This is a genomic window from Photobacterium obscurum (assembly GCF_026191635.1).
Classification (GTDB): Bacteria; Pseudomonadota; Gammaproteobacteria; order Enterobacterales; family Vibrionaceae; genus Photobacterium; species Photobacterium obscurum.
In genome coordinates, this window is the sequence record NZ_JAKRRW010000032.1 from 13,210 (window position 1) to 38,171 (window position 24,962).

General features: G+C 49.6%; 22 protein-coding genes and 1 pseudogene. 11 read left to right on the forward strand and 12 right to left on the reverse strand.

Features of this window, described 5'->3' with window-relative positions:
* The first annotated feature begins 4 nt into the window (after positions 1 to 4).
* The 3 genes from MD588_RS24090 to MD588_RS24100 all read left to right on the forward strand — a co-directional run bounded on the left by MD588_RS24090 (position 5) and on the right by MD588_RS24100 (position 2,700).
* Entirely contained in the window at positions 5 to 967 is a 963-nt protein-coding gene (locus MD588_RS24090) for a ParB family protein (RefSeq protein ID WP_265700415.1), read from the forward strand.
* 170 nt (positions 968 to 1,137) lie between these two features.
* Positions 1,138 to 1,392, forward strand: coding sequence for a helix-turn-helix domain-containing protein (locus MD588_RS24095; RefSeq protein ID WP_265700417.1), 255 nt, complete (start codon positions 1,138 to 1,140; stop codon positions 1,390 to 1,392).
* On the forward strand, positions 1,393 to 2,700 hold the full coding sequence (locus MD588_RS24100) for a type II toxin-antitoxin system HipA family toxin (protein ID WP_265700419.1): 1,308 nt from the start codon (positions 1,393 to 1,395) through the stop codon (positions 2,698 to 2,700). It abuts the gene before it with no gap.
* 65 nt (positions 2,701 to 2,765) lie between these two features.
* Here MD588_RS24100 and MD588_RS24105 read toward each other — a convergent pair whose 3' ends face one another.
* The 5 genes from MD588_RS24105 to MD588_RS24125 all read right to left on the reverse strand — a co-directional run bounded on the left by MD588_RS24105 (position 2,766) and on the right by MD588_RS24125 (position 13,190).
* Positions 2,766 to 3,830, reverse strand: coding sequence for a hypothetical protein (locus MD588_RS24105; RefSeq protein ID WP_265700421.1), 1,065 nt, complete (start codon positions 3,828 to 3,830; stop codon positions 2,766 to 2,768).
* A 200-nt stretch (positions 3,831 to 4,030) separates the two neighbouring features.
* The gene (locus tag MD588_RS24110; protein ID WP_265700422.1) at positions 4,031 to 5,575 is read right to left on the reverse strand and encodes a hypothetical protein; all 1,545 of its coding nucleotides are present in this window, start codon (positions 5,573 to 5,575) and stop codon (positions 4,031 to 4,033) included.
* A complete protein-coding gene (locus MD588_RS24115; RefSeq protein ID WP_265700423.1) occupies positions 5,575 to 10,563 on the reverse strand; it encodes an AAA domain-containing protein in 4,989 nt (1,662 codons plus the stop codon). The genes MD588_RS24110 and MD588_RS24115 overlap by 1 nt, the downstream gene beginning before the upstream one ends.
* A gap of 435 nt (positions 10,564 to 10,998) precedes the next feature.
* Positions 10,999 to 12,207, reverse strand: a complete 1,209-nt coding sequence (locus MD588_RS24120; protein ID WP_265700424.1) for a hypothetical protein — start codon at positions 12,205 to 12,207, stop codon at positions 10,999 to 11,001.
* Positions 12,208 to 12,704: 497 nt separating this feature from the next.
* Positions 12,705 to 13,190, reverse strand: a complete 486-nt coding sequence (locus MD588_RS24125; RefSeq protein ID WP_265700426.1) for a VOC family protein — start codon at positions 13,188 to 13,190, stop codon at positions 12,705 to 12,707.
* Between the two features lie 509 nt (positions 13,191 to 13,699).
* On the opposite strand from MD588_RS24125, the gene MD588_RS24130 reads away from it, so the two are divergent.
* Positions 13,700 to 13,948 carry a type II toxin-antitoxin system Phd/YefM family antitoxin gene (locus tag MD588_RS24130; protein WP_265700428.1) on the forward strand — a complete coding sequence of 83 codons (249 nt, stop codon included), beginning with the start codon at positions 13,700 to 13,702 and terminating at the stop codon, positions 13,946 to 13,948.
* The gene (locus MD588_RS24135; protein ID WP_265700430.1) at positions 13,938 to 14,228 is read left to right on the forward strand and encodes a type II toxin-antitoxin system RelE family toxin; all 291 of its coding nucleotides are present in this window, start codon (positions 13,938 to 13,940) and stop codon (positions 14,226 to 14,228) included. The genes MD588_RS24130 and MD588_RS24135 overlap by 11 nt, the downstream gene beginning before the upstream one ends.
* Before the next feature lie 112 nt (positions 14,229 to 14,340).
* Here the strand turns inward: MD588_RS24135 and MD588_RS24140 are convergent, their stop codons facing one another.
* The 4 genes from MD588_RS24140 to MD588_RS24155 all read right to left on the reverse strand — a co-directional run bounded on the left by MD588_RS24140 (position 14,341) and on the right by MD588_RS24155 (position 17,615).
* Complete coding sequence (locus MD588_RS24140) at positions 14,341 to 14,853, reverse strand: hypothetical protein (protein WP_265700432.1); 513 nt, start codon at positions 14,851 to 14,853, stop codon at positions 14,341 to 14,343.
* A gap of 15 nt (positions 14,854 to 14,868) precedes the next feature.
* Positions 14,869 to 15,363 (reverse strand): hypothetical protein, encoded by a 495-nt coding sequence (locus MD588_RS24145; protein ID WP_265700433.1) that lies wholly within the window; start codon positions 15,361 to 15,363, stop codon positions 14,869 to 14,871.
* Between the two features lie 28 nt (positions 15,364 to 15,391).
* Positions 15,392 to 15,682 carry a hypothetical protein gene (locus MD588_RS24150; protein WP_265700434.1) on the reverse strand — a complete coding sequence of 97 codons (291 nt, stop codon included), beginning with the start codon at positions 15,680 to 15,682 and terminating at the stop codon, positions 15,392 to 15,394.
* Between the two features lie 295 nt (positions 15,683 to 15,977).
* On the reverse strand, positions 15,978 to 17,615 hold the full coding sequence (locus tag MD588_RS24155) for a methyl-accepting chemotaxis protein (protein ID WP_265700435.1): 1,638 nt from the start codon (positions 17,613 to 17,615) through the stop codon (positions 15,978 to 15,980).
* A gap of 540 nt (positions 17,616 to 18,155) precedes the next feature.
* Between MD588_RS24155 and MD588_RS24160 the strand changes: the two are divergent.
* The 6 genes and pseudogenes from MD588_RS24160 to MD588_RS24185 all read left to right on the forward strand — a co-directional run.
* Positions 18,156 to 18,392 (forward strand): annotated as a pseudogene (locus MD588_RS24160) (Lrp/AsnC ligand binding domain-containing protein); the annotation flags it as partial.
* A 768-nt stretch (positions 18,393 to 19,160) separates the two neighbouring features.
* Positions 19,161 to 20,210 (forward strand): PDDEXK family nuclease, encoded by a 1,050-nt coding sequence (locus tag MD588_RS24165; RefSeq protein WP_265700436.1) that lies wholly within the window; start codon positions 19,161 to 19,163, stop codon positions 20,208 to 20,210.
* A gap of 4 nt (positions 20,211 to 20,214) precedes the next feature.
* On the forward strand, positions 20,215 to 20,460 hold the full coding sequence (locus MD588_RS24170) for a hypothetical protein (protein ID WP_265700437.1): 246 nt from the start codon (positions 20,215 to 20,217) through the stop codon (positions 20,458 to 20,460).
* A 170-nt stretch (positions 20,461 to 20,630) separates the two neighbouring features.
* Entirely contained in the window at positions 20,631 to 20,996 is a 366-nt protein-coding gene (locus tag MD588_RS24175; protein ID WP_265700439.1) for a response regulator, read from the forward strand.
* A 142-nt stretch (positions 20,997 to 21,138) separates the two neighbouring features.
* Positions 21,139 to 21,606 (forward strand): hypothetical protein, encoded by a 468-nt coding sequence (locus tag MD588_RS24180; protein ID WP_265700440.1) that lies wholly within the window; start codon positions 21,139 to 21,141, stop codon positions 21,604 to 21,606.
* On the forward strand, positions 21,603 to 22,583 hold the full coding sequence (locus tag MD588_RS24185; protein WP_265700441.1) for a sensor domain-containing diguanylate cyclase: 981 nt from the start codon (positions 21,603 to 21,605) through the stop codon (positions 22,581 to 22,583). Before MD588_RS24180 ends, MD588_RS24185 begins: the two co-directional genes overlap by 4 nt.
* Before the next feature lie 215 nt (positions 22,584 to 22,798).
* On the opposite strand, the gene MD588_RS24190 is transcribed toward MD588_RS24185, so the two are convergent.
* The 3 genes from MD588_RS24190 to MD588_RS24200 form a co-directional block, all read right to left on the reverse strand.
* On the reverse strand, positions 22,799 to 23,317 hold the full coding sequence (locus MD588_RS24190; RefSeq protein WP_265700442.1) for a metal-dependent hydrolase: 519 nt from the start codon (positions 23,315 to 23,317) through the stop codon (positions 22,799 to 22,801).
* Positions 23,314 to 24,048, reverse strand: coding sequence for a hypothetical protein (locus tag MD588_RS24195; protein WP_265700460.1), 735 nt, complete (start codon positions 24,046 to 24,048; stop codon positions 23,314 to 23,316). The genes MD588_RS24190 and MD588_RS24195 overlap by 4 nt, the downstream gene beginning before the upstream one ends.
* 79 nt (positions 24,049 to 24,127) lie before the next feature.
* Complete coding sequence (locus MD588_RS24200; protein ID WP_265700443.1) at positions 24,128 to 24,850, reverse strand: hypothetical protein; 723 nt, start codon at positions 24,848 to 24,850, stop codon at positions 24,128 to 24,130.
* Positions 24,851 to 24,962 lie beyond the last annotated feature (112 nt).

Below are 24,962 nucleotides of genomic sequence, written 5' to 3' on the forward strand. Positions count from 1 at the left end.
AGTGATGAGTAAGAGAAAGACTATTGGCCGTACTTTTAGCGGTGCGTCACTGGCCTCCGAGACACTGAAAGCTGATGCCAGCCAGACTTTTACCCTGGCATCGGGTAGCAAGGCGACGTTTACCCTGCAGCAGATTACAGCCGACGAGCTGGCTGACAAGACCTATGTCGAGCTGGCGACCAACGGCCGTGATCAGCAGGCACTGACGCAGGAGTCAGTGGCCGACATTGCCCGCACTATTGTGCTGCAGCAATTTTTCCCGGCGATTGGCCGGCAGGTTGAGGATCGTATAGAGATCCTCGATGGCTCACGCCGCCGTGCAGCGGCTCTTTTCAGCAACACCGGGCTGAAGGTACTGGTTACCCACGAGGCACTCAGTGCCGACGACGCCCGCCAGCTGGCGGCGGATATCCAGACTGCCCGCGAGCACAATCTGCGCGAGGTGGGGATGCGCCTGCTGGTATTGCGTGACAGCGGCCTGAGCCAGAAGGAGATTGCCGAGTCGCAGAAGCTGTCGGCGGCCAAGGTTACACGTGCCATTCAGGCGGCATCGGTACCGGCCGATATGCTGACGGTGTTCCCGGACCAGTCGGAGCTGAGCTATCCTGACTACAAGCTGCTGCTTGAACTGGCCACTACCCTGACTTCCAAAGGCATTGATCTGGCCGATGTTATCGCCCAGGTGATGGTCGACAGGGACGAGCTCGATGCCGCGCTGGCCGGCGACGAGACCAAGGCGGCGCTGATCCGCGCCTACCGCCTGGCTGCCGATCACCTGTTGGCCAAACCGACCGCGAAAAAGGCCAAAATCGAGAAGCTATGGCAGTTCGACGATGCCAACGCCTTTGCCCGCAAGCGCAGCAAGGAGCGTAATTTCAGCTACGAGTTCAAGCGCATGCCGAAAGCACTGCAGGACGAGCTCGATACGGTGATTGCCGAGACGCTGAAAAAGCATCTCGCCGGGTAAGTGTTGGTACCCGCCGGTGTTTACGTCAGGGCGACTCGCAAGGGTCGCCCTGTTTGGTTTTGCATGCGTGCAATGGTTTAGTTAACGGTTAATGCGTGTAAAACTGGATTTAACGGTTATAGCGTGTAAAATTGTTTTTAACGGTTATAGCGTGTAAGAAAAGGTTAGCGATGAAAGTCACCTCCGCCGCCCAGCTCAGTCACCTGTTACAGGAAAGCCGCAAGCTGCAGGGCCTGTCGCAGTCGAGCACGGCACAGAAAGTCGGGATCCGTCAGGATACCGTATCAAAATTCGAGAATGCGCCGGAAGGCACCCGGCTTGATACCTTGTTCAAGCTGCTGGCTGCGCTGGATCTGGAGCTGGAAGTGCGCCCGCGCGGTGAGGGGGGCAATACGGCCGGTGAACAATGGCAGGAGGAGTGGTAAATGGCTGATCTGACTGTCGCGATGAACGGTTACGAGGTGGGTGTCTTGCACCAGTCCCCGACCGGTGCCCATCGTTTCCAGTATGCCGAGAGCTGGCTCGCCACCCCGGGCGCCCGCCCTATTTCCCTGTCGCTGCCACTGGGTCGCCGTCCTTTTCTGGGCGAGGCGGTGTATAACTTTTTCGACAACCTGCTGCCGGACAATATGCAGATCCGCCAGCGCATCGTCGCCCGTCATCACGCCAGATCCAGCCAGCCGTTTGATTTGCTGGCCAAGATCGGTCTCGACAGCGTCGGTGCCCTGCAGATCTACCCGCTGGGGACCGAGCCGGGCAGTGTGCGGCAGATCCATAGCAAAAGGCTGGATGAGCAGGCGCTGGTTCGGATCCTCAAGGGCTACCAGAGCGAGGCGCCGCTGGGCATGATTGCCGAAGAGGACGACTTCCGTATCTCCCTGGCCGGAGCCCAGGAAAAGACGGCGTTATTGTGCCAGAACGATCAATGGCACCTGCCACAGGGGAGCACGCCGACGACCCATATCATCAAGCTGCCAATCGGCGAGATCCAGAGCCACTCCTATACCATCGATTTGGCCGAGAGTGTCGAGAACGAGCTGGTATGTCTGCGTCTGGCCAAGGCATTCAGGCTGGCCGTCGCCGAGGCAGAGATCCTGGATGTCGCGGATATCCGGGCATTATCGGTGACCCGCTTCGACCGTCGTCTGTCCTCGGACGGGCAATGGATCATGCGCCTGCCGCAGGAAGATTTCTGTCAGGTACTCAATGTCTCTCCCGGCCGTAAGTATGAGACGGACGGCGGACCGGGGATTGCCGAGATCATGGATTACCTGCTGGCCTCCGAGCAGCCGGAGACCGACCGCCATGAGTTCATGCGCGCCCAGGTGCTGTTCTGGCTGCTGGCGGCCACCGATGGCCATGCCAAGAACTTTTCGGTGTTCCTGCTCCCGGGCGGTGCCTTCAGGCTCACGCCGCTGTACGACATTCTGTCGGTGTATCCGGTGATGGGCGGTAAGGGGCTGTCGGAGCGCAAGGCCAAAATGGCGATGGGACTCTACGGTGAATCCGGTCGCCACTACAAATGGTACTCGCTGTTTCCGCGCCATTTTCTGGCCACGGCACGGGCCGTCGGGTTCTCTGAAACGGCCATGCAGCAGATCCTAGATGAATTTTGCGACCGCGCTCCGCAGGCTGTCGAGTCAGTGCGCGCCTCCCTGCCCGACGATTTCCCCCACCCTATCAGCGACGCTATTTTTGATGGTGTGCTCAAACGTGCACGGCGGTTGGGATAGCTGCTAGTTGGTTTGGTACTTGCTCAGGTGCTGTTGGGCGAAACTCCCCTACCCGAAGTAATTAGTTACTGGTTGATCCTCTTAGAGCTGTCGATCTTTTTCATTAATTCGTCGATGTCGTAGCCTTTACGGACTTCAATTAACGTAATACCGTTTTGCTTAGACAGGCGTTTCTTGCGAGCATCACGTTCTTGGTTTTTGATAAATGCTTCTTCCCCACCGAAGAACTCCACGGGACGATCGTGCTGCTCCCCATGAAATTCAACGGCGATATTCCAGCGAGGTAGCCACACATCATAGTGTTGACGACCTAAGAATGATGGCGTTCCATGTTGAATACATTCTGTGTTAATACGTTCTCTTATTGAGTAGTACAATTGGGTTTCGCTCACCCATCCTTCTCCGATACGCGGGATCTTAAGTATGTCACGTACCTCGTTTTCAGCTTCACGAACGATTTGATTGATCACCTCGTGGCGATAAAGAATGTGCTCAAAGTCCATATTTACCCATGGGACAGGCTTTTCATTAGGTAACGTATCTCCCTGGTACGCAGATGCTTTCGCGCCGAAATCTTCAATAAGAACTTTTTTCCAACCACCATTTGCCTCACCGTATTCAATGATTTTTCGAACGGCAATTTCAGTGAACGCAACCTCGTTATCCTTGATGATTTTGTTCTTTCTGAAATGAGACGCTTTAATGATCTCTTTGGGGCAGAACTTATCACCAATGAAATTCATGACATTCATTCGCAGTGCTGAGTGATGAGATGAAGATGTCAGGATAGTTTCTGGCTCGGTAACTGAAACCCATTCTTCATACTTTTTTTCAATTAGAAGCAATCCATTGAGATCGTTTACGAAGTAATCCGTTACCTTTTTATGTGGGTAGTGTTCCAAAATGAAGTTAAAGTACTTACGAAGTTCTGAACGGCCTTTTTTGTCCGAGCAACATTCATTGAACTTAAGTGTTCGGTAGCGGTGAAGATAAGAGATGTTCCCTTCGATATCGACGTAGTTGCCTTGTTCGATGATTTTAACAAATTTCTTATAGAACTTTGCTTGGTCTTTTTCGGATTCGTCGAAGTCAAGTTGAGGAAAGTAGGTATCGTACTCTGGTACTGGCATTTTTATTTACTGGTTAACTTAAGAATATAATAACGTGATGCACTTACTGACAAACGCGGCAACTCGTTGGTGGCACTGACTGAATTACGTAAAAAGCTCATTGGTTAAGACCCTTGAACTTGAGGGGCTGTTCGGTTGAGCCTGCTAATACAATAAGCCCTGCACTGGCAGGGCTTGTCTTTTGGGATAAGCCGCTGCGGCTAGCTATTACGGCGCAATGACAGAATCGCCCGGGCATGCTCGCTGCGCTGCGCAGTCATTTTGCGACGGCGAGCCCCGATAACAGCGGCATCGCTATCGGGATTCAGTGCGGCTAGAATGTCATCTGGTAACAGATCATCAAGCCGATGGCTTGTATCACCCCAGCTAGTGCGAGCCAAGGCGTTTTCCACCCGGGTAGCAACCAAGTTTTCTAGCAGCTGTAATCGTTCAGGCTCGGTGGTTATATAGCCAATCGGCACCGTAACCGAGCTGTCTGCATTGGGCTGGCCATGGTATTGCACCAGACCAATCACGCCTGGGATAAGCAATAGCTCCATTCTGTCAAATCGTGCATGGCTGGAAAGCCCGATGCCATTGGCAAACCGGTTTTGATATTTTCTCTTGGTCTTTTGGCTTTGTGCCTTGTCATCACTGGCATGCAGCAAGGTTAGCTTTGTCGGTTTCTCCGTCATCCCCGCCAGAATATCTGTCAGATCACTGTTAAAGCGGGTCAGCTGACTTGCGTTCGCAGCCCACAGCGGTACGCCACTGCTATACCAGATTACCTTAGGAGCAGGGAGTTCTTCGATGCTGCGCAGCGCAGTGCGTAGTTCGCTGAGGAAGCGGCGGCTGTTGTCTGGTAGGTAGACTGGCCCTAACATGCCGGTAGTTAGCGTCGTACCATATCCTGTTTGGCGTTTCTCACGGGCTAACATCCAGCTCGAGTAGTCAAATTGATAATTGTTGGCAAAGTGTGCTAATACTGGATCGCGCACCTGTTCACAGTATTCTTCGCAGCTTAATCCTGTTTGTTCGATCTGCTGCCCCCCAAGATAATCAGCAATATGTGATTCCAGTTCATTGCTTAGTGGTAGCCGATGTCCCCCAACTCGCTCAAACGAGTGGGTAAATTTCTGCGGTTCGCCACCGGCGAACGGGGCGTAGTTGAACTCGATATCAACAGGGATCTGTACCATCGCGTTTGAGTGGCATCCCATCACCTTATAGAGCTGGGTACGTTGACGCTCATGTTCATTATTACGACTAAGCATAAGGTAATGGCGAAATTGCTGGCTAAAGGCCTCGATAACCTGCTCGGTATTTACGCCAACCTTACCCTTGGGCAGCAGCTCGGGGAGCCCGTTCATTTCTCGGCGCAGCGACTGGGGTTTACGAACCGACAGGGTAAGCAGGTCAAGCGCGACCTCTTCGGTGCGTTCTTGGTACTTTACCAGAGTCGGTTTACCGTCGTTATGCTGTGCATGCTTACGCAGGAATGGGCTCGCCTCAATATAGCCATCAGGGGTGATGGTGATCAAGCGACTCTCTAGCAAATTATCGAGTAGTACCTCGCGCTCTCGATCATTCAGGCCAAAATAGTTTTGCAGCTCGCTTGGAAATAGCTGATCAAAGATCAACAACATGCGACAAGAAAACAGCTCGATTCCCGGCATCAGCTTTTCCATTGTCCAGGCACAGTTAATGTTATAGCTGCGAGCTGGGATCAGTACCGTCATTAGGTTACCAAGTCGTCGTTCTGTCATTAGTCGTTATCTCCTAGCAATACATCACCACTGATCATCTGGTAGTTATCATTGGCACCATCAGCCTTGGCCTTGATAAATTCATGGACCATGCCTAATGCCGAGTCATTGTTTTTCTTGGTCCACATGCGACCAGCGCCAAGGATTAATAACCGTTCTTGGGCGCGCGAGATGGCCACGTTGATGCGTGGGCCGTCACGCAAGAAACCTTGCAGTTTGTTATCGTTATCTCGTACCAGGCTCAGGATGATGATCTTATTTTCTTGTCCCTGGTAGGAATCAACGGTATCTATCTTGAGCAGTCCCCGTAGTGACCCTGCCCATTCGGCCCGGCTGATCGCCCCTTCTATCTCTTCCTTCTGCTGGCGGTACATGGTGATAATGCCGATCGGATATGGCTGCTCTCGGGTAATTGACTGCTCTAGGTTGGCAACCGTACCGGGATCTGCGAGTGCCCGCAGCGAGTTCATCAATAGCTGGATCTCATGTGGGTTGTAATAGCGACCGTCACCCTTATCTATCTCACCGCCTTGCTTGTCAGGGCTGCTGCTGTCAATCCAGCTTACGGCCTTGTTCCACGGCGACGACAACTTGCTATACCAGCTTGGCGAGACGCCACGGCCAGTATGAAGCTTGCCAATATCTTCGGCATAGAAACACTCAGAGACAAGGTCACCAATCGGCTCAACCATGCGGTATTGCGTATCAAGAGTTACCCCAGCTGTTGCCTTAAAAGCACGCTCAAAATCCGACTCGTGAAATACGCCCTTGCCCATCTCAAGCCGCTTCGCAGCCAGTTTTAGATGTTGCTGATGGTAGAATGGCGGCAACTGCTTGTGATCCCCAACTAATAGAACTCGCTTGCCAGACTGCATTGCTACCATCAGTTCAGTGGCCTGAGCTCGGCCCGCTTCATCGACAATCACCCAATCAAAGGTAGAGTCGTGTAGCTCCAGGCTTCGGCGCCCAACACCCACGAGGGTGCCACACACCAGTTGCTTGGTTTTTAACATAAAGCGTTCATATCCGGCCTCGCCGCTGCGAAGCACATCCATCCATTCTTGGCTCATCTTAAGTAGTTCAAGGAAACGCCCGAGATTTTCTGGGTTGTTATAGCCCTGCTGCGCAGCCACCAGTTCGGCCAATTGTGTTAGCAGGGTTTCGTCGTAGATAAGCGGCTCAGACCGGTCGCAGTCGAGCATCGTATTCACAATACCTTGAGCCTGGGTTGCGAGCTGTCGTTCCCTGTTGCTCAGCTCTTCTAACCGTTGCTCGTAGGTCAGTCCACCGCCTTTGTGCAGCTCTAGCTTGCTGCGCTCTCGTCGGCACTGGGCAAACGACACCATCAGCGGATTAAGGGTTCGGTGCAGTTGACATAGCCGCTCGACCAGTGAGGGCGCCATCGCAAGACGTTTTCCAAGGGCACTCAGGCGAATATCATATTCGCGGTGGAACTTATGCTGGATCTGCCGTTGCAGCGCCTTGGTATGGACGGTTAGCATTCCCTCATCGATCATTTGTTCTTGACCGATACGAACAGTATCCAATTCCATGTGCTTGTTATGGCAAAGCTCTCGAGCCTTGATCGCGACATTATCAACCGCGGTATGCGACTGCCCTACCAACAGGATGCTATTCACCCCTGCACGCTGATAGAGGTAATGAATGAACTTCGATACAAAGGTGGTTTTGCCTGTTCCCGGAGGGCCTTGCAGTACCCCCACAGGCCCCTGCTCGATCAGCTGCTTAAATGCGGCTACTTGCTGGTCGTTTGCCTCTTGACCCGGTTCATCGTATAGCTCACGAAATACCCGCTCGGTCGGCTGTTCAAGCAACGAACTCATGTGCGGCTTGTTGTGGTAATCGAAGTAGCTTGCTAGCTCTGGGATCACCGATTTATTGGCGATTACGCGCTCAAGCGCCCGTTGGCGTAATTCCCGCGAGGATTTGTTACGGACCGACTCTAGCTGTAGCTGGCTGCCAGCACTGATCCGCTTGCGGGCACTGTCGTAGTTGAACTTAACGGCCAATAGCGTTGGCGTGGTTTCATCAAACCGGAGTTCACCCAGCTGGCTGGAATCCCGCTTATCTTTTAGATAGACGATGATTTTATCGTCAACATCAAAACTCAGATCGATACCGTTGTCGGTGCTGTATGGATACAGTAGGCTTCCGCTTGGGGATTCACGGTAATCGCTTGATTCGATGGTCACTAGCTCACGTAGCTCACCTTCGGTATCAGCAAGTGCCTGCCAGATCTGCGCAGGTTTTAGCTCAGAACTATCGCAGTCATCATCATCCCATTCTTGGTCTGGGTTGATTTTCTCTACAATCGCATCAAGTACCGGCTCCAGCCCCATCAGATATTCAATCAGGCCATTGTGCTCAGTGAGCGAACCGCGCTGAATGGCGATCGGCTGCTGCAGGCTCATCAGAGAGTGCTTGCCGGTCAATATCACATCATACATTGGCATATCCGGACGATAGATTAACCGGGTGATCTGACGGTTGTCTGGGTTTAGGTCGATCTGGAGCTGGACTTGATTACCTGTGATATAGCACTGCAACTGATTGGTAAACCTCGGGTTAGGCGACCAGCGGCAGCTAAAGTAATAGGCACCATCAATCGGCTCTAACAAGGTTAGCGCCTCCGGGAAGGGATCACTGCCCCAGCAAACCTGTAGCGCTTGGCTTAGCAATTGCTTTGAGTCGGGCTCTTGGGTGGCCTCCGACAACTGTTTCTGCGGTTCTGTCAGAGCCTTCAACAGCGGGTCCAGCGCAATTGGTATACCATCAGGCGACTGCTTCACCTTGCTAAGCTCACTGGCAAGCGCTGAGGGCATATCATTCACAAACAGCGCTTCAACCATGCGGTAGACCGCAAAACAGTCACGGCCAAACCCATCGGTGGCGGCCGGGTTGGCTGGTTGGAATTGCTTATCGGCTGTTGGCTGGTCTGAAAATTCCAGCATACCCAGCAGCATCAGCTCAATACCACCAAGCTCAATGCTCTCGGCTTGCTGCAACACCAGTACTTTACCAGGGCTTAAATCGCCGTGGTAAAGGTGCTTTTCATGAAACGTATGGACGGTGTTGATTAGGGTTTGTGCCATAACAATACGTTGTTCGTGGCTAAGCTCGATCTGCTCGATAAATGCGGCCCAGTGCCGCCCATCAACATGCTCGCTTACCATAAACAAGCCGCCCTGACCCAATAGGCCATAGTCGTGAACTTTCGGGGCCGGCAGGTTCAGGCCTGCCAGCTTTTCAATGCGCTGCTTAAACCCGTAAATACGGCGATTTACCCCAGGTTGCTGCAGATCCAGGGCGACCCCATCCCATAGTGTTAGCTGTAGGGGGGGTTCCTCGTCGCCACACCGGTAACGAATCTGACCGAGCTTGCTGATCTGCGCCATATCTTCCATTACTTGCGGCATTTGCTCTTTTGCTGGGGCAAATTGCCCCATGATGATACTAAAGGCGTTCATTTGGTGGCGGGAGAAATCGCTATTGGCCAGCTCATCGTAGATCTGCTTAGCCTCATCGTGATCTTGTGAAACCTCTTTAGTCGCACCGTTAAACTCACTAAGCATTATATCTGCGCGAGGGAAGCGTTTAGCTGCGTCTAAATTGAGAGCTTGTTCAAACCAGTTGTTAAGTGCACCATCAAACGGATCATCTTGTGGTACACGCCACTCAGGGGTTAACTCCTGACCAACAAGTTGCTCACCCCTAAAACAGAGTCGATAGGCCACTACTGCCAGCATAAATACATCTAACCGATATGGATCAACCGACTCCTCCAGCGCATCCTCCGGAGCAGTAAACGGGGCACTTTGTAGCGTTTGTCGTAGTGCCTCTAGATTGTCACGTCCCTCCAGTGAGGCTGTACCAAAACCTGAAACGACAATACTCTTTTGATCTTCTGCATACCACAGGTTGTGCGGGTCGATATCACGGTGGCCAACACCAAGGCTGTGCAATTCAGCAAACGGTGCCAATAGAGCTCGTACTCTATCTATACGGGTGTTTTTAGACCAGTCAGCGGCTTCTTTATCGATCACCTCATCGAATCGGTTAAAGGTGCGACGTAGTTCGTATAATTCGCGGGTATCGTCAGTGACATCTTCTTCTGACAGATCGCTGACTGAGCGCAACATATAATCGTTGAGGGTTGCGCTACCATTGCGGACTTGACGTCCCACACGGGTTTCCCGTAGTGCGATTTCAGCCCAAATGGAGTGCTCAGCATTAATGACACCAAGTTCATTGAAATCCCAACGTCGCAACAAGCCTCTGTGCTGAGGGTTGTCTTCATGAGCGACACGAAACTCATTATAGAGCTTATTCTTATGGCTGAAAGAGGGGGTATCCTTGGCTATAAATCCCTTTTCCTTTAATGTTTTAGCTTTAACCTTGGGACCATCGAAAAAGGCCTGGATAATCGGTAATGCCGTGTTGGAGTTAGGGCGAGGCTTCCCACTTTCAAATATGTGCTCGAAACGGGTTTCCTGCACTAACTGCTCATAATGCTTTTTGGGGCCGATAGTAAGGAACTCATCAAGTGTATGGGTAAAGCGGTGCTCACTCGTAGGTAGATTCTCGGCGGTTGCGCTACCACAGAGTACTACGTGTGCTTCAACATGAAGGAAGTAGCCCAGCTTGCGTGATAACTCCTCTTCCAGCAGCTTTCTAAGTCGCAGTGCATGATCTCGCTTAATCTGATATGGGCTTTTTCCGCGGGAACGACCATTTTGAAACCACTTTCCGCCCTCGTAGGTGATGCTGCCGTTCCATTCTTTTAGCTCGACGAGTAGCAAACGATCTGCGGTAATGATTAGGGTGTCAATTTCCATAGAGCCTTGATTATCGGTAACAACCAAGCCCGCATAAGCAAACCAGCTATTGGGTAAGGTGTCGACCATTTGAGCCACAGCCTTAGTTTCGCTACGGTGTAACCCCGCACCACCGATAATTTGATACTTCACGTTAGATCACCTCAAAAAGCTCTTAGATAAAATCAATACATATTTTGATGGAAAGGCTATCAATAATATTGAGGGTGAATTCTAACATAACTGCAGCAAATAATAACGATGGCTGTATGTTATTTTTTGGGGGTTGTAGGTGCATATTTTCTAATTGCTGTCAGTATGTATTAAGGGCTTTGAATCTGCCTTACAAACCAAGTTAATAATAAATAAAGAAAAGCCTAACAACAATTTCATTACATGAACTGTCTATCATCTATGCGACAGGGGGCGACTCTCTTGTGTGGGAAGTTTGTTATCTGGATGGGCGCAATGGATCTATTTAAGCATTGAATTATATTATTGTTTACTAAATTTATGATATTAAACGCCACGTTACACATGTATGGCGTAATAAAGGGGGGGAGTCTCAGACTCCCCCGTATACCTTATTTATTCAGCGGCTTGTGCCACTGTTTGCATCTTTATGACACTCAATGAGTCAGTCTGTTTTTCTGTTGTCGTATTCGTGTCGAAGTCTACATAGTACTCGGTAAACTCACCGAAAGGGTCTTGATAGAACATGATCTCTTTGTCGCTTACCACCACCAGGCGCTCGGTGGCGTCAATTTTAGCGCCAGTTGTTGCTGGGGTTGTTTGTGTGCTCTCGGTGCGGGTATCAAACTGCGTGAAGAGCGGTTGTTCTTGATTACCTTCTGCCACACTGTGTACACAGAAAAGAGCATGCTGACCGGCCGCAGGCGTAAAGCCACTGTTATCTTCCCGGTCAGATATCTTTAGTACTGTTTTGGTGTCCGTATCAAACTTATACACGCTGCAGTCAGATAGCATCTCATAGTCGCTGCGACGTACAGAATTGTTGTTATCGTCGGTCCGGTATCCCGGCGCTGTCCAGCCAGTATCCGTCATAGTGAGAGCGTTAGAGTCAACCGTTAGCTCAAGCATCTTGTCGGTGGAAGTATTAACAATGTGTAGCTTGCCTTGAAAGACAAAGGGGTTGGTCGTGTTTGTTAAATCAATATTGTAAGTGTTTGTTGTTCCGTTGATGCGATCAACCCAGATCAGTTCATTGCGAGACCATGGAAGACTGATAACTGTGCCATCGGTTAGGATCCAGTTATTGCGGAAGTAATCATCAAAGATTTTTGTGATCACAAAGTAGTCGCCATTGTTCTCAGCCACATGCAAGCTCTTGCCATCGCCATGACGAAGGTATATCCGACTGTCGTCAGCGGCATAAGAGAAGTGCGTGGCTGTTACCCATGCTTCATGATCAGCATCGATTCTCTTATAGATAGGTACATCGCCCTCAATGAGAGGGAACATTGCACCGGTCTCTTTCTCTTGGATCAGGGTATAGGTGCCAACGTATTTCTTGCCATTTACCTCTACGGCGACGTTATCAATGTTCATCGCAGCATAGCGCTGGTTGATGTCAACGACTTTGATTATCTTCGGTGCAGGCAGGATAACCAGATCGTTTGTCTGCGGGTCTTCACCACTAAAGTCGATCGGCTGCAGATCGCCAGTTTCAGCACTCTTGTAAACATATGCGCTGTCATTGTTGCTCGACTTAGCAAACGCCTTTGTCTCAACATCACGTGCCTGAAAGGTCTGATAACCTGGCGTAATCGATGTCATGTGACTTAGCGCAATGGTTTTATTGTTACCATCGTTACCATCATTATGACCCCCACCACTATTACTACTACCGCCGCTATTGCAACCCACAAGCATAATAGACAATGCTGCGGTTAAAGGAATGCATCTTCTTTTTGTGTTGTTTATCATTCTTGCTGTCTTGTATTAATTAATTATCTAAATCAATGTGCTAGGTGTTATCAAAAGGAACATCATAGCTATGTGAAAAGGATGGAAGGTGTGAGAACGAGATAGTTCGATCATTACCGTTCCATTATCGCAAATATTATACCGTTTTCTCTGCTGGTTAAATAGGGTGCAGTGACCGTTAAATGAGTGTATTTCTTACCCATGATGGGACTGTGAACACCGTGGTATATAAGTAAGCAGCAAGAGTGAGAATGATTGAAGGCGACGGAACTGTTACGTCGGTTGGCATATGCCGTCATTTACTGGATGGGCAGCCTGAGCTGCCCTTTTTTTGCCCTGTATTCCTATTACTCATAGTCAGAAGAGTATGTCTCTTCGTATGTGTGCGAGTACAGCTCAAAGAGGTTGCCAAACGGGTCTTCCAGGTAAACCATTTGCGCGGGTTTGCTGTCATCTTTCGGGTGGTAGCGCATGATATCCATGCGTACTTTTCCGCCAAATTTTTCCGTGCGCTCGATAACCCCCTGGAAGTCATCTGTCTGAAGGCTGAAATGGAAAATGCCGATGCGGGAGAAGTCTACCTCGTGGCGTTCCTGGCGCTCCTTCATTTCAAACAACTCAACGCCAATACCGTCAGTCGTGACAAGGTGGGCAATGTTGAACCCTTTAAAGCCCCCGCCAAAAACGGCCACACACATTCTGCCGATTGCGGTTTCACGCTCTTCTTCAACCTTGGTGTTGCCCATGACGACCTTAAGGCCAAGCGCATTGGTATAAAACTCAACCGCTTTGTCCATATCGCCGACCATAATGCCCACATGATTCATTTTCATAACGTACCCCAATTCGGTTGATTGATTTGTCACTTGTTTCGATGGGGACAGTATATGGTGCCTTAAATATAACTATAAATTATCAATTTTTATTGAAATAATAATATTGATTTATTATATGGTGATGGATATGCGTGGCAGAGAAGTTTGAAGGGGAAGTCTTTGGCTAAATCATTGTCCAACTGGTCTAGCCCACTGTTGTAATCAGAGATAGGTGGAGTTGCATAGCCACGTCAAGATCCTGTTGTATTTGGTGGTGAGCTCTATGCCTACCCCGCATAATGCAACGCTGGGAAATCAGGTTTGGGAATGGTATTTATCACGACAAAAAATGCATTTTGCAGGAATTCAGCAAAATAAGATCCTTGGAAAGTATCAGCAAACTGGCTACAGATCAAACCCAATCAATACTTGTAATGCCGAGCGGCAGTGGCCAGTCTGGTGACCTTGTTATACTGCTTGGTTGCAGCTAGAATATGACTATAAAGACCGGTTAAAGGACCTATTAAGTGACCACTAGAATTTTAGCTGATGTAGCGGCTAGCATTACCGAATTGAAAGCAAACCCAATGAAAGTTGCTTCTAGTGCTTATGGTGAACCTGTTGCTGTACTTAACCGAAATGAGCCAGCATTCTATTGCGTGCCTGCTGAAGCGTACGAAATGATGATGGACAGGCTTGAAGATCTTGAGTTATTGGCCATTGCTAAAGAACGTGACTCTGAAGAAAGCATTTCGGTAAACCTTGATGACCTATAAACTCGACTTCAAAACGAGTGCGCTTAAAGAATGGAAAAAGCTGGGTTCAACGTTGCAACAGCAATTCAAGAAAAAACTCATTGAACGCCTGGATAACCCACATGTTCCGGCTTCAAAACTATCCGGTGCAGATAACATGTACAAAATTAAACTGCGCCAGTCCGGCTACCGTTTAGTCTACAAAGTTGAAGATGATGTTATCATTGTCACCGTCTTGGCTGTCGGTAAACGCGAACGAAGCGATGTCTACCGTAAAGCGATGAAACGCTCAGATGACTGATTGAGGCATCCGCCTGAATACATGTATTAAAGTGTTGAATTTATATGTAGTTAGATAGCTATTTCAGCCTGAAATAACCATGAGGCCGTCAAGTGGTAAAATGATTGCCCCGCTAGATTTTCCCATTGTTGGCTTTGTCGAAGCAGTACAGTTGTTCGTCAATATCACGGAGTGGCAGATGAAGCGTTTTGGCTATCTCTGTCAAATCCTGCGCATACTTAATGTAACTGTCGTAGCTGTAGGTGGAGTAGTAAGGTTTCTTTCCTGTTAGCGCGCGATATGCCCTAACATCGATAATCGGGAAAACGTCGGGATTGATAAACTTTAGTATCGTGCTTGCAAGGGGGAATCCTATTCCCTGGCTCAATACCAACCGTTCTATCACCTCTTTGACGAATGGCGACTCTAGCTCCACATTCTCCTGTGCCCCAAGGTTATTCAGAGCAGTCAGTGTTTTGTCGTCGACAGATAGAATGCGGTTCGATTTCCAAAGAGAGACTCTGCGCAGATCATCAACACCAATGTTGCTCGCGCCATTTAACATACGGTGAAGAGTGTCGGTTTCTTCAGTGTTGTATTCAAAGTTGAACGCCAGTTTGTCTCGTTCAATATCAAAGATCTTCATTTTTATCCTTTGCCATCATAGATCAACTGGGTAGCTGTTCCCGTTATTACACTCAATCATTTTGAATCCATTGTATGTACACTTTTGAGGGGGAGAGCCCAACTTATAGTATGCTGAATCTAAGAAGTTGATGACTCTTGTAAAGCTGTCAGACCAATTTGATTTCAATACCTTGATCTCATGAGGGGTGAGATTTCGCCCTTTTATGCATGAATCAAAAAAGAGATAAAACTCAAGGTCATCTCTGCTGTACTTGTTTTGTTTAAGGCGTTCAAAACAGCGTGAAGCTTGCGCATGGCTTTCCTTTGCTCGTGCAAGCGCGTCTACTTCGGCTTGGCGAATAACGTTTTTGTCATGTTCATCTTTGATATATAAGCCTACGCATAATAGACCTGCCAGAACGAACAATACGGCAGCAATAACTGATAGTCTCCGTATGTGCTTTTGCAGAGAATACAAGTTAAAGTTCAACACCTTGTTGAACAAATCTCTTAACGTTAATTGCTTCATTCTTTGTACTTTAATTCGGAGGATTCTTCTATGAGAATTTTGAAGCGTCGAAGGCTTCTTTGATCTCTACCAGAGTAAAAGGCTCAGAGATATTTCCTTCTTTGAAATCATCAACATCCGCGGCTTGATGATTCACGCCTCTGAAGCATCTAACCAGGCCGTTGGGAAACCTAATTTGATAGTTTGGGGTGAGCCCCTTTCCCAACAATCCGAACTGAGCAGTAGAGCCTTCAATATCTCGCATCTTTCCGAGTACATGTCGAAGATAGACTCGGCCCAGGGTTGAGATATCGGCAATAGACCATGTGAGTTTACTCATTGAGTATCCTTATTCATTCTTATTGTTAAAATCAATTGGGGATAATATCAGGAATTCGTTTTTTAGTCCAAAATAAGGGGTGTTGTACGCTATAGGTATCTCTATGAGTGTTGGGGATCGCTCTTCAATGCCTCATGTAGGATACCAGGCACAGACCTCGATCTGTCGGCAGGGGCTCGCCCCCTCTTGTCCATTTGGTGCGCAACGCTAAGGGACGCGTTAGAAGATGGGAAATCAATCTGGGCCGAAGAGAATCTAGCCCAGATTTAATCTGAAAGATCCGAGTCAACAATGGCTACACTTTGAACCGACCCAGGAGCTCAACGATGTTCCGGCTTGAGCGATGTACCTGGTGAACGGTAGCGGATGCGTTGTCACAGCCATCAGCCAGGTTGGTTGCGATCTCTTGAAGTTTCATTAGGTTCATATTGATCTCTTCTGAAACAGAGCTTTGCTCTTCAGCTGCGCCGGCGACGGAGATATTCATGTCATTTAGGGTAGTAATTGACTCCACAACCTCACTTAGACGTTCGCTGATTTCAATTGTCTCTCGCTCGGTATCCTCACTTTGAGTCTTGCTTACCGCAATAGCTTTAACTGACACAGAAACCATTTCATTTAGTCGACCAAGCATCGCGTTAATTTCCTCGGTGCTGTCAGCCGTTCTTGCCGCAAGGGCACGAACTTCATCCGCAACAACCGCAAACCCCCGGCCCTGTTCGCCGGCACGAGCTGCCTCTATCGCCGCGTTCAGTGCTAATAGATTGGTTTGGTCTGCAATTTCACCGATAACCGTTGTTACCTGGCCGATATTTTCAGCTTCCTTGCAAAGCTCTTGAATGTTGTGATCCGTCGTTTCAAAATCAACAACCATTTGCTTAACGGTCTTGTTCGCAACATCAACAATCTCAATCGCACGCAGAGCTTGGTTGCTTGTGCTGTCTGTCGTTGCCGAGGTTTGAGTTGCAGTGTCGGCAACGCTCTGAGCCGTCGAGCTCATTTCGTGTACCGCGGTCGCGACCATTTCAGTCTCCTGCATTTGAACGGCCATGCTGGTTGAAATGTCTTCAGACTGTTTTTCCAGATCTTCCGTTGCGATTTCAATCTCTCTTGCCGCGTGATTAACGTCAGTAACCATCAATCTTAACGAAGATATGAACTTGTTGATTGCAATACCGAGAGCGCCAATTTCATCTTCACTGACAATTTTGAGTTGCTTCGTTAAATCGCCATCACCATTAGCGATATTGTCAACCTCTTCCACCAGTTTGCTAAGTCTTCCTACTATTGCTTTGACAAAAACGAATGCAACTGATGCGGCTATGATAAAGAATACGGTCAGGGTAGACAGGATAAACGTGGTCTCTTTGGTTTTAAGATCTTCGATAAGGCCATCAATCAGGTTAAGCCTTTTCTCGATGTCGGATAGCACAATGCCTGTGGTAATTAGCGCATCGTATTTTTTTAGATACACAGTGTAATACATTTTCTCGTGAATAGAGTTATCTCGAGAATCTCTGATCTTAACCACATCAATACAGCCGTTGACATCTCTACAGCCTGCCAGCTTTACCGTCTCAGGTTGGCCTCTGTCTATCGGCGTGCCATTTAACGACGAATTTGCACCGTGAGATAAAATTGTTTTGTTTGGTTTGAAAAAGATAAAGTAACCGTTGTCACCAAACTTCGTTCTAGCTACAGTGTCGATGATCTCCTGCTCTGAGGAGCCAGTTTCAAACGAGCTTTCAAAAATCTGATAGCTCTCAACTAGCTTTTGTTTTTCATCATCAAGTTCGCCTTCGTTGATAGTGCTAATTACTACTTCAGCCATATTCTCAATGGCATATTTACTAAGCAGGATACTAGCAACACTGGCTGCTGCCAGTGGTAAGATGGCAAGGCCTATAATCTTTTGACGAATACTCAAGCTCACTTAACATTCTCCTATTATATTGGCCACATAAAGTGCAGCGTCTATTATTATATTCCGTGCGGGAATATACACCTTTACTAGGGAACGATCTAGTGGATTGCTCTGAGATGTGTGTGTGCTTATTATTATATGGAACTAATAACTTGAAATTTAACATTATTTTTGTTTGATTGAACCTGAGAACTCTGAAAGCGTCACAGCACAAGATTGCCACAACGAGATAACCCGTGAATTCAATCAAAACCACCGAGTGTGACGTACTGCTTGAGTTTTTTATATTAGTTAAATAGTATGAACTGAATAAATTGCATTATATTATGCCAGTATTTCATAAACTTTGGTGCAGAGGAATAATAGCAATCCATTAGATTGCATAATCTTTCAATTTCCAATGTTCTTTTATTGGCTTTATATTCACATGGTCAATTAATGAGTGCGCCAATAATTGTTGACGCTGCTATATACTTCCAAGAACCTTATCTAGAAGTGCCAATAAGGTACTTCTGTTTTTGCCTTGATTCCTTCATCAAGGCGAATGTCTATCGCAGCTTTCGCAGCTCGATCATGAAGTACCCCGAAGTTACTCAGTGCTACCAGATATCGGGAAGTTATGATTTCCTGCTTATCGTGCGGGTTCACGATATCCAGGCGTGTGAGGATTTCATTGAAGGCTCATTGCGAAAGGATCTGAATATCAGAAAATTCCACACATCGATTTCTTTACGGACCGTCAAATTCTCTACAGAAGTGAATCTGGATAGGTCTGGATCAGATTAGGGGCGTCACCGGCTTGATGGTGAGGGTAAGTGGTTACCCTGTCATGGTTGGAGGCACTTCGGCTATATAATTATCCATCTGAAAATTTTACATAAGTTTTTGAAATTATCCGCTTTATGTGGAATGTTTCAGACTGAAATCGCCATGAAATGTCAGGTCTGCCACGCCAGCATAAAGGCGCAGCGATAGCTTGGGTTACCGCCTTGAACTGAGAATGAAAAGTATTGGGGTAAACGCTGTAATACTTTTTATGTATTACTTTCTGTTCCATGGTGGTTCGTACATCAGAATTAGCAAGCGTTCAATGGCCAACGCCATACTGGCATCTTGAGTCTCCACCCACCGGACCGACAGTTTTTCATTCCAATGATTCATACACCCTCTTGAAATATGCGTTTGGTTTAGGAGCGGGTAATGCAATCACTAAGCCCAGGCTATTGCTTTCATCGGTTACAAACAATAACAGACACACGGCTAAAGTTGTAAATAGAATGCAACGTATGTTATCTTTTGCCATTCTTTTTGATTATGGCTCCTGATGATACAGAACATTGATGTCGCTATTGATTGATGTTAGTCACAAAACACCATTTAAAATCAATATCTTGTGTTGTTTTCTTTTATTGGTTTAATTTTCAAAGTGACACGGTAGCATCGTTAATAACGGATGTTGTAAGTATGTCCTAAAAACATAGCGGCATTAGAGTTAATAACAGTCACTCTAAGCGGGCCAGAGCAAGTTTTACAGAAGCGAAGTCGAACAAAACCATGAACATCAGCATCAACAACCGCTCACTGGCGCCGGAAGTGTTTGACAGTGAGGCCGAGCTGCAGTCTCTGATTGAGAAGAACCCTAACCTGCTGATTCACCACCATGAGTCGCCTATCATTTATGCGCGTCGCGAGGTTAACTTGCCTGATGCGGGTTACCTTGATTTGCTGTGCATTGACGAGGAAGGTACGCCTATCGCTGTGGAGGTTAAGCTGGGCCGAAATGCCGAGAGCCGTCGTAAGGTGGTGGCGCAGGCGTTTGATTATGCTGCCGATCTCTCGGAGCTGACAATTGACGAGCTCGATGATATTTGTGGGGGCTCGATTGAGGCGTGCCTGTCGGCGCTGGAGCTGGAAGAGAACCTGTGGAAACGCTGCGGCACCAATTTGCGTGCCGGTCAGCTGAAAATCATTGTCGCCGTCGACGAGACCAACGAAAGCCTGAACCGTATGGTGCGCTACATTAACGACCACAGTGATCTGGATGTTCGCCTGGTTGCCATCAGCAAGTTTAACGGTGGCGAGATCCTGGTGCCTAATATTATTGTCTCGGGCAATGGCCAGGAGAAGGTGGTCAAGAAGAGCAAGCTGCGCCATGGCGACGATCGTGTCTCGGAGGTCTTCGAGGCGCTGATCCGTACCTATAATGAAACCGCGACGTTTAAGACGACCGGCAGCGCCGTGACCTACCGCCCTGTTCAAATGCAGGGCTGGAACAAGAAAATCCACTATGAGTTTTTGCGCCACACTAAAAGCGGCGAAATTGGCGTGGAAATTCACAACGAGTCAAGCAGCTATGCGGCGGTGTCTGATTACCTTGATACGCTCGAGGGGACGGTTGTGCGTGGCCATACTATCGCTGTGGCCAAGCGCCGGGAAGGTAGCGCCCGGGGCCGTGCATTTATCAAGTTTGACGAGAATACCGCGCCAAGTGTGATTGCCGAGGCCATGATGGCGCTGATTGAACACACCAAAGATGAGATTGCCTCTTCGACGATAAGTAACCGTACCGCCGAAAAGTTTAGCCAGTCGTTGGTACCGGGGTAACAACATGTCTGATAGTCACGCCGATCTGTTTCCCGAGGAATACGACTTTATCGGTGACAGCGTCACCGATGCCAGGCTGAGAAGGCGTGGTGTCAATCCGATGGCGCAATCTTACATCGATGCGGTGAACGAGCGGCGTTATCAGATGGGTGTAAAGGCGTTTATGCCGACCAGTGCCTCGCCAGAGCACCATCTGGCTAGCCTGAACGATGACAAGTTCCTCACCTCTCATGCTTTTTTGGCTCGGTAAGTATTACTTCGGGTGAAATTGATTAATGGCCACAAGTGCAAAATAGCATGCAATGAGTGTTATATTGGGCTTGTGGCTATCACTCATTAATGGCTATAAATAGTTGTTATTTATTTACTTGCTATCTTTTTTAATATAATTATTAGCTCACTAAAAATTTGGTTATATATATGTCTGATAAGTTACTCATAGTTGATGATTCAGCGTTCTCTCGCAGAATGATACATCGTGCTATCCCTGAACAATGGAATGTCGATATTGCCGAGGCCGACGGCGGCTGCAATGCGCTGGCGATGTGCAAGGTATCCAGTTTTGGGTATGTGTTTTTGGATCTGACCATGCCGGATATGGATGGGATCGAGGTACTGAGACACCTGAAGGAGATGAGCTACCCGGCTAAGGTGTATGTCATCTCTGCGGATATTCAACAGGAAGTACAGAAAGAGGCGCGGGAGCTGGGAGCCGTCGCGTTTATTCCCAAGCCGGTGACGGCCGAAGAGCTGGATACCTTTTTGCGCCAGGAAGGAGTGTATTGATGGATACGATAGCACTGAGTGCCGATGAGTTCGATGCGCTGCGCGAGTTGAGCAATATCGGGATGGGACGGGCGGGGGCGAAACTGTCGGAGCTGTTTGAGAGCAAGGTAAAGCTCTCTATATCGTGTCCCAGGATGCCATTGTGGGACTGGTCAGGGATTTTAGCCACCAGTCTTGCCCGGTCAACATTGTTCAGCAGGAGTTTATCGGTGAGATGGCCGGTCGCTCGTCGGTTCTGTATGGCGGCAATACTTTTACCTCGCTGATGGAATACCTCGGCTATGACGAGGAAGACAGCCAGTCAACGGCTATCCAGCGTGAGATCCTCAATGAGCTGACCAATGTTATCAACAGTACCAGCCTCTCTGGGCTATCCAACGAACTCGACCTTGATATTCATCTGGCTCAACCGGCCATTCTGGAGTTTGAGTCGCAAGGTGAACAGCTTGATGAATCTCAGCTTGCGTCAAGCCTTTCCGATGAGCGGGTACTGCTGATTGATATCAAGCTGGAGATCGCCGAGAAAGGGGTTCGCTGTGACAGCATCATCTCGATGAAGGAAGAGGGACTGGTGAACCTGGTCATGTCTTTGCGGAAGTTGATGGCATGATGTTAGGCTGCGATTTTGATTTTGGCTCGGTTTTGGCAGAGATGTCTTCGACCGGGGTGTTTGCGGTTGACCGGCGGATGAATGTGGTGTTCTGGAACCGGTTCATGGAAGTCCACAGCAAACTGAAAACCGAAGAGGTCCTTAATCAGAACTTGTTCCGCTTCTTTCCCGAACTGAAGGAAGACTGGTTTGCCAAAAAGGCGCGTTCGGTGATGGTGTTGGGGAATCAGTCTTATACCAACTGGACTCAGCGCCCTTACCTGCTGCATTTTCCGACCTCGCAATATTCGGTGGGCGAGGTGAAGCATATGTACCAGAACTGCTCGATGTGGCCGCTGCGTGATGGCAAGGGCGATGTGCAGGGCGTGTGTGTGTCAATTTATGATGTCACCGAGATGGCGGTTGCACAGCTGCTGCTCGAGGAGGCGACCGAGCAGGTGCTGCTCTTCGAGGATTCGAGCAACCGCGATGCGATGACAGGGCTCTATAACCGTCGCTACTTCTTCGAGCAGCTGAACTATGATATTGGCCGTTGCAAGCGCTATGAATGGCCGCTGGCCCATGCGATTGTCGATGTCGACAACTTCAAGGATATCAATGATACCTATGGCCATCCTGCCGGCGACGAGTTGCTGATTGGGATTTGCGATCGGCTGCAGTCCTGCTTGCGTGGCTCGGACACCCTGTGCCGGTTCGGTGGTGAGGAGTTTGCGCTTATTCTACCTAACCTGCCGGCAGAAGCCGGGTTCAATGTGTTGGAAAGGCTGCGTCAATCAATCTACAGGGCGCCTTTCATTATCGACGGTCAGGAGATTTCGGCCAGCATCAGTATGGGTGGAGTGATTGTTGATTTTGATCTGCCTGTCAAGGATGTGCTGTCTGCCGCGGACAAGGCGCTGTACCAAGCCAAGCGTGAGGGCCGCAATAAGGTGGTGATGGCGACTGAGCCTGCTCTCGCTATGGCGGCCGGTGCGTAATATCGCTCTGCCGGTGAGGGAGTGTTGCGGAGTGGTCCCTGAAATTAGCGATGAAATTTCAGGGGCTAGCCATAGTCATTTCACTCTTAAGTGCTTGATAAATGATGTTTTGGTAATATAATTTCAGGGTGAAATCGCCACTGTTTCAGGTATGTTTCACCCTGTTGTTTCTCTTTGTTATTTTTGCCCTGCCCTTTTGGGTCCAAAGCAGCAATCTAAATCAACCGGAACCGGTTGGCCTTCCACTCTGCCCCGTCAATCACACCCTGCTGATAGAGCCCGCCCCAGTCAAAGAAAAAGGGAGCGAAACCAGCCCCGCCGGTGACATGGCTCAGGCCAATGACCGCGATGACGACCGCGGCGGCAATGGCGTACTCAATCGGATCGCCGGTGCGAAATCGTCCGCCGAACAGGTGGAACCGCCGATCGCTAAGCGGCGAGAAAGGCACGCCGGAGACGGTTAGTGCGTCGGTCAGAATATGGCTCACTCCGCCCCAGGCAAAAGCGGCCAGCAGGCCGTGATAGTCCCAGACAAAGGTGAAGGCAGTGGCGGCGATCAGCCAGTGCGACAGGATATGGGTTGGCCCGCGGTGCTTGATGTGTCGCCCGGAAAGCTTGAACAGATATTCCAGCCAGTCCGGTGCGGTTGCGCCGGCAACACAGGCCGCAACATGCGGCGGCGAGATCACGGCGCAGGCAGCACCGGCAATCAGGGTATGATTGAGCCACTTCATGGCCTGCCCGTCGGCTGCTTGTGTCGGAGCGACCGCGGCAGGTAGGCGAGCTTCTGCAGGTATTGGTTTACTTCAGGCGCCCTGACAGAATCGCACATCGAAATCAGTGCCAGTCGGTTTTCGACAATCTGCGCTTCGAACTTGAGGATATCACGCTGCGCGGCTGCCACCTTTTCCAGATAGCCCACCTGCTCGGTGGCATTGGCCACGCCTTGCTTTACCCTCGCCTGTGCACGTGCCTCGAGGGCAAGATACAGGCCGATCTCGCGATAGGCATGATTGCGGTTGGCCAGCGACTGGGCAAAGGCTGCGACATTCTTGGCAGTATTAACCCGGCGCTTGTGCTCCCACTCGCGCTCCCGTGCCTGCTCAGTGGTGGAATACAGCGGCATCTCGCCGACCAGGCCGATGTAGTGATCGGTGATCTCCGGCCAGTCGCTGCGGTTGTACTGGTCGAAGCTGGAGCGGACTCCGGCAACCAGGCTGAGGTCGATTTTGAATTTGCTCTTCTCCGGATAGCAGTTGTTGATGACATAAAACACGGCATCGGGATCTATCTGTGGCGCGGGCTGCAGGGCGGCAACCGGAGTATTGAAATGGGGTGCCCTGCCCTTGAGTGTCGGTAGTTCGAATGGCTTGATGTCGGGCGGGCTGTCGTCGGGTTGCTGCCAGGGCAGGCTGATCCCCCACCCGGTTTTACTGTCGGTTTCGCTGGACTGAGAAGCAACCACTTGTTGCGTCCACGATCCGGGGCACAACAGGACAATGGTCAGAAGCCGTCTTGCCAGCTGGTTGATGTACGGGATCGGGCTAGTCAGCACGGGTCGAGCGCCTCCCGCTTCCCAGCATCTGGAGCCCGCCGATAACAGCCCCGGCCTCCCAGGCGCCCGAGACGATACACAGGGCAACCATAAACCAGATCAGCGCCCGGGTAGTATCGTAGCTGACATCACTTTCGAGGTTGGTCCGCTGCGGATCCCGCCGCTCGATAATAGGCCGGATAGAGGGCGGCAACCTCCCCTCCTCGCTGACGGCAACCAGCCATAATTTGGTCGACAGCATGCATTGGCGCGCGACTTGTGCCTTGCGCCCGGTCAGCTTGTGGGCATCGTCGATAAACAGCAGTGTCTGGGTATCAAGCAGGTAGTCAGCCAGCAAGTCGGCTTTTTGCTGTAGGTTCAGTTTATGCCACGGTCTTGGGGCGTCTTTTTCGCTGGTATAGGTAAGATACCACCGGTCGATGTGCTTAACCTCAACCCAGCTCGATAACGGCATAAGCCCTTCGAGCAATACAGGCTGTGGCTTGCGTCCCCATATCGTATGACGGTTCTCGCGCAGTCTGTTTAGCCAACGGCTCTTTCCCGAGTCATGGGCGCCGGTGATCAGCTGGCATTTGGTACGGCGCAGGCTGGTTTCCCTGCGAAGCCGACTGGGCGCAAAACGACGCGGGGCATCGACAATCAACGGGGTGACATAGCGGGTGCCGTCACGCCGGGTGCGGTTGTGATCCGTTCTGAGTTTGAGAAATCGCATGATGGCTCCTGTGTCAGTCCCGTTCAGCATAATGGATGATGTTGGCGGATGCCCGGGCGCGTGTTTGTCATTCGGTCCAATTCAACAAAGGTTGTAACTGTGCTGTCAGATA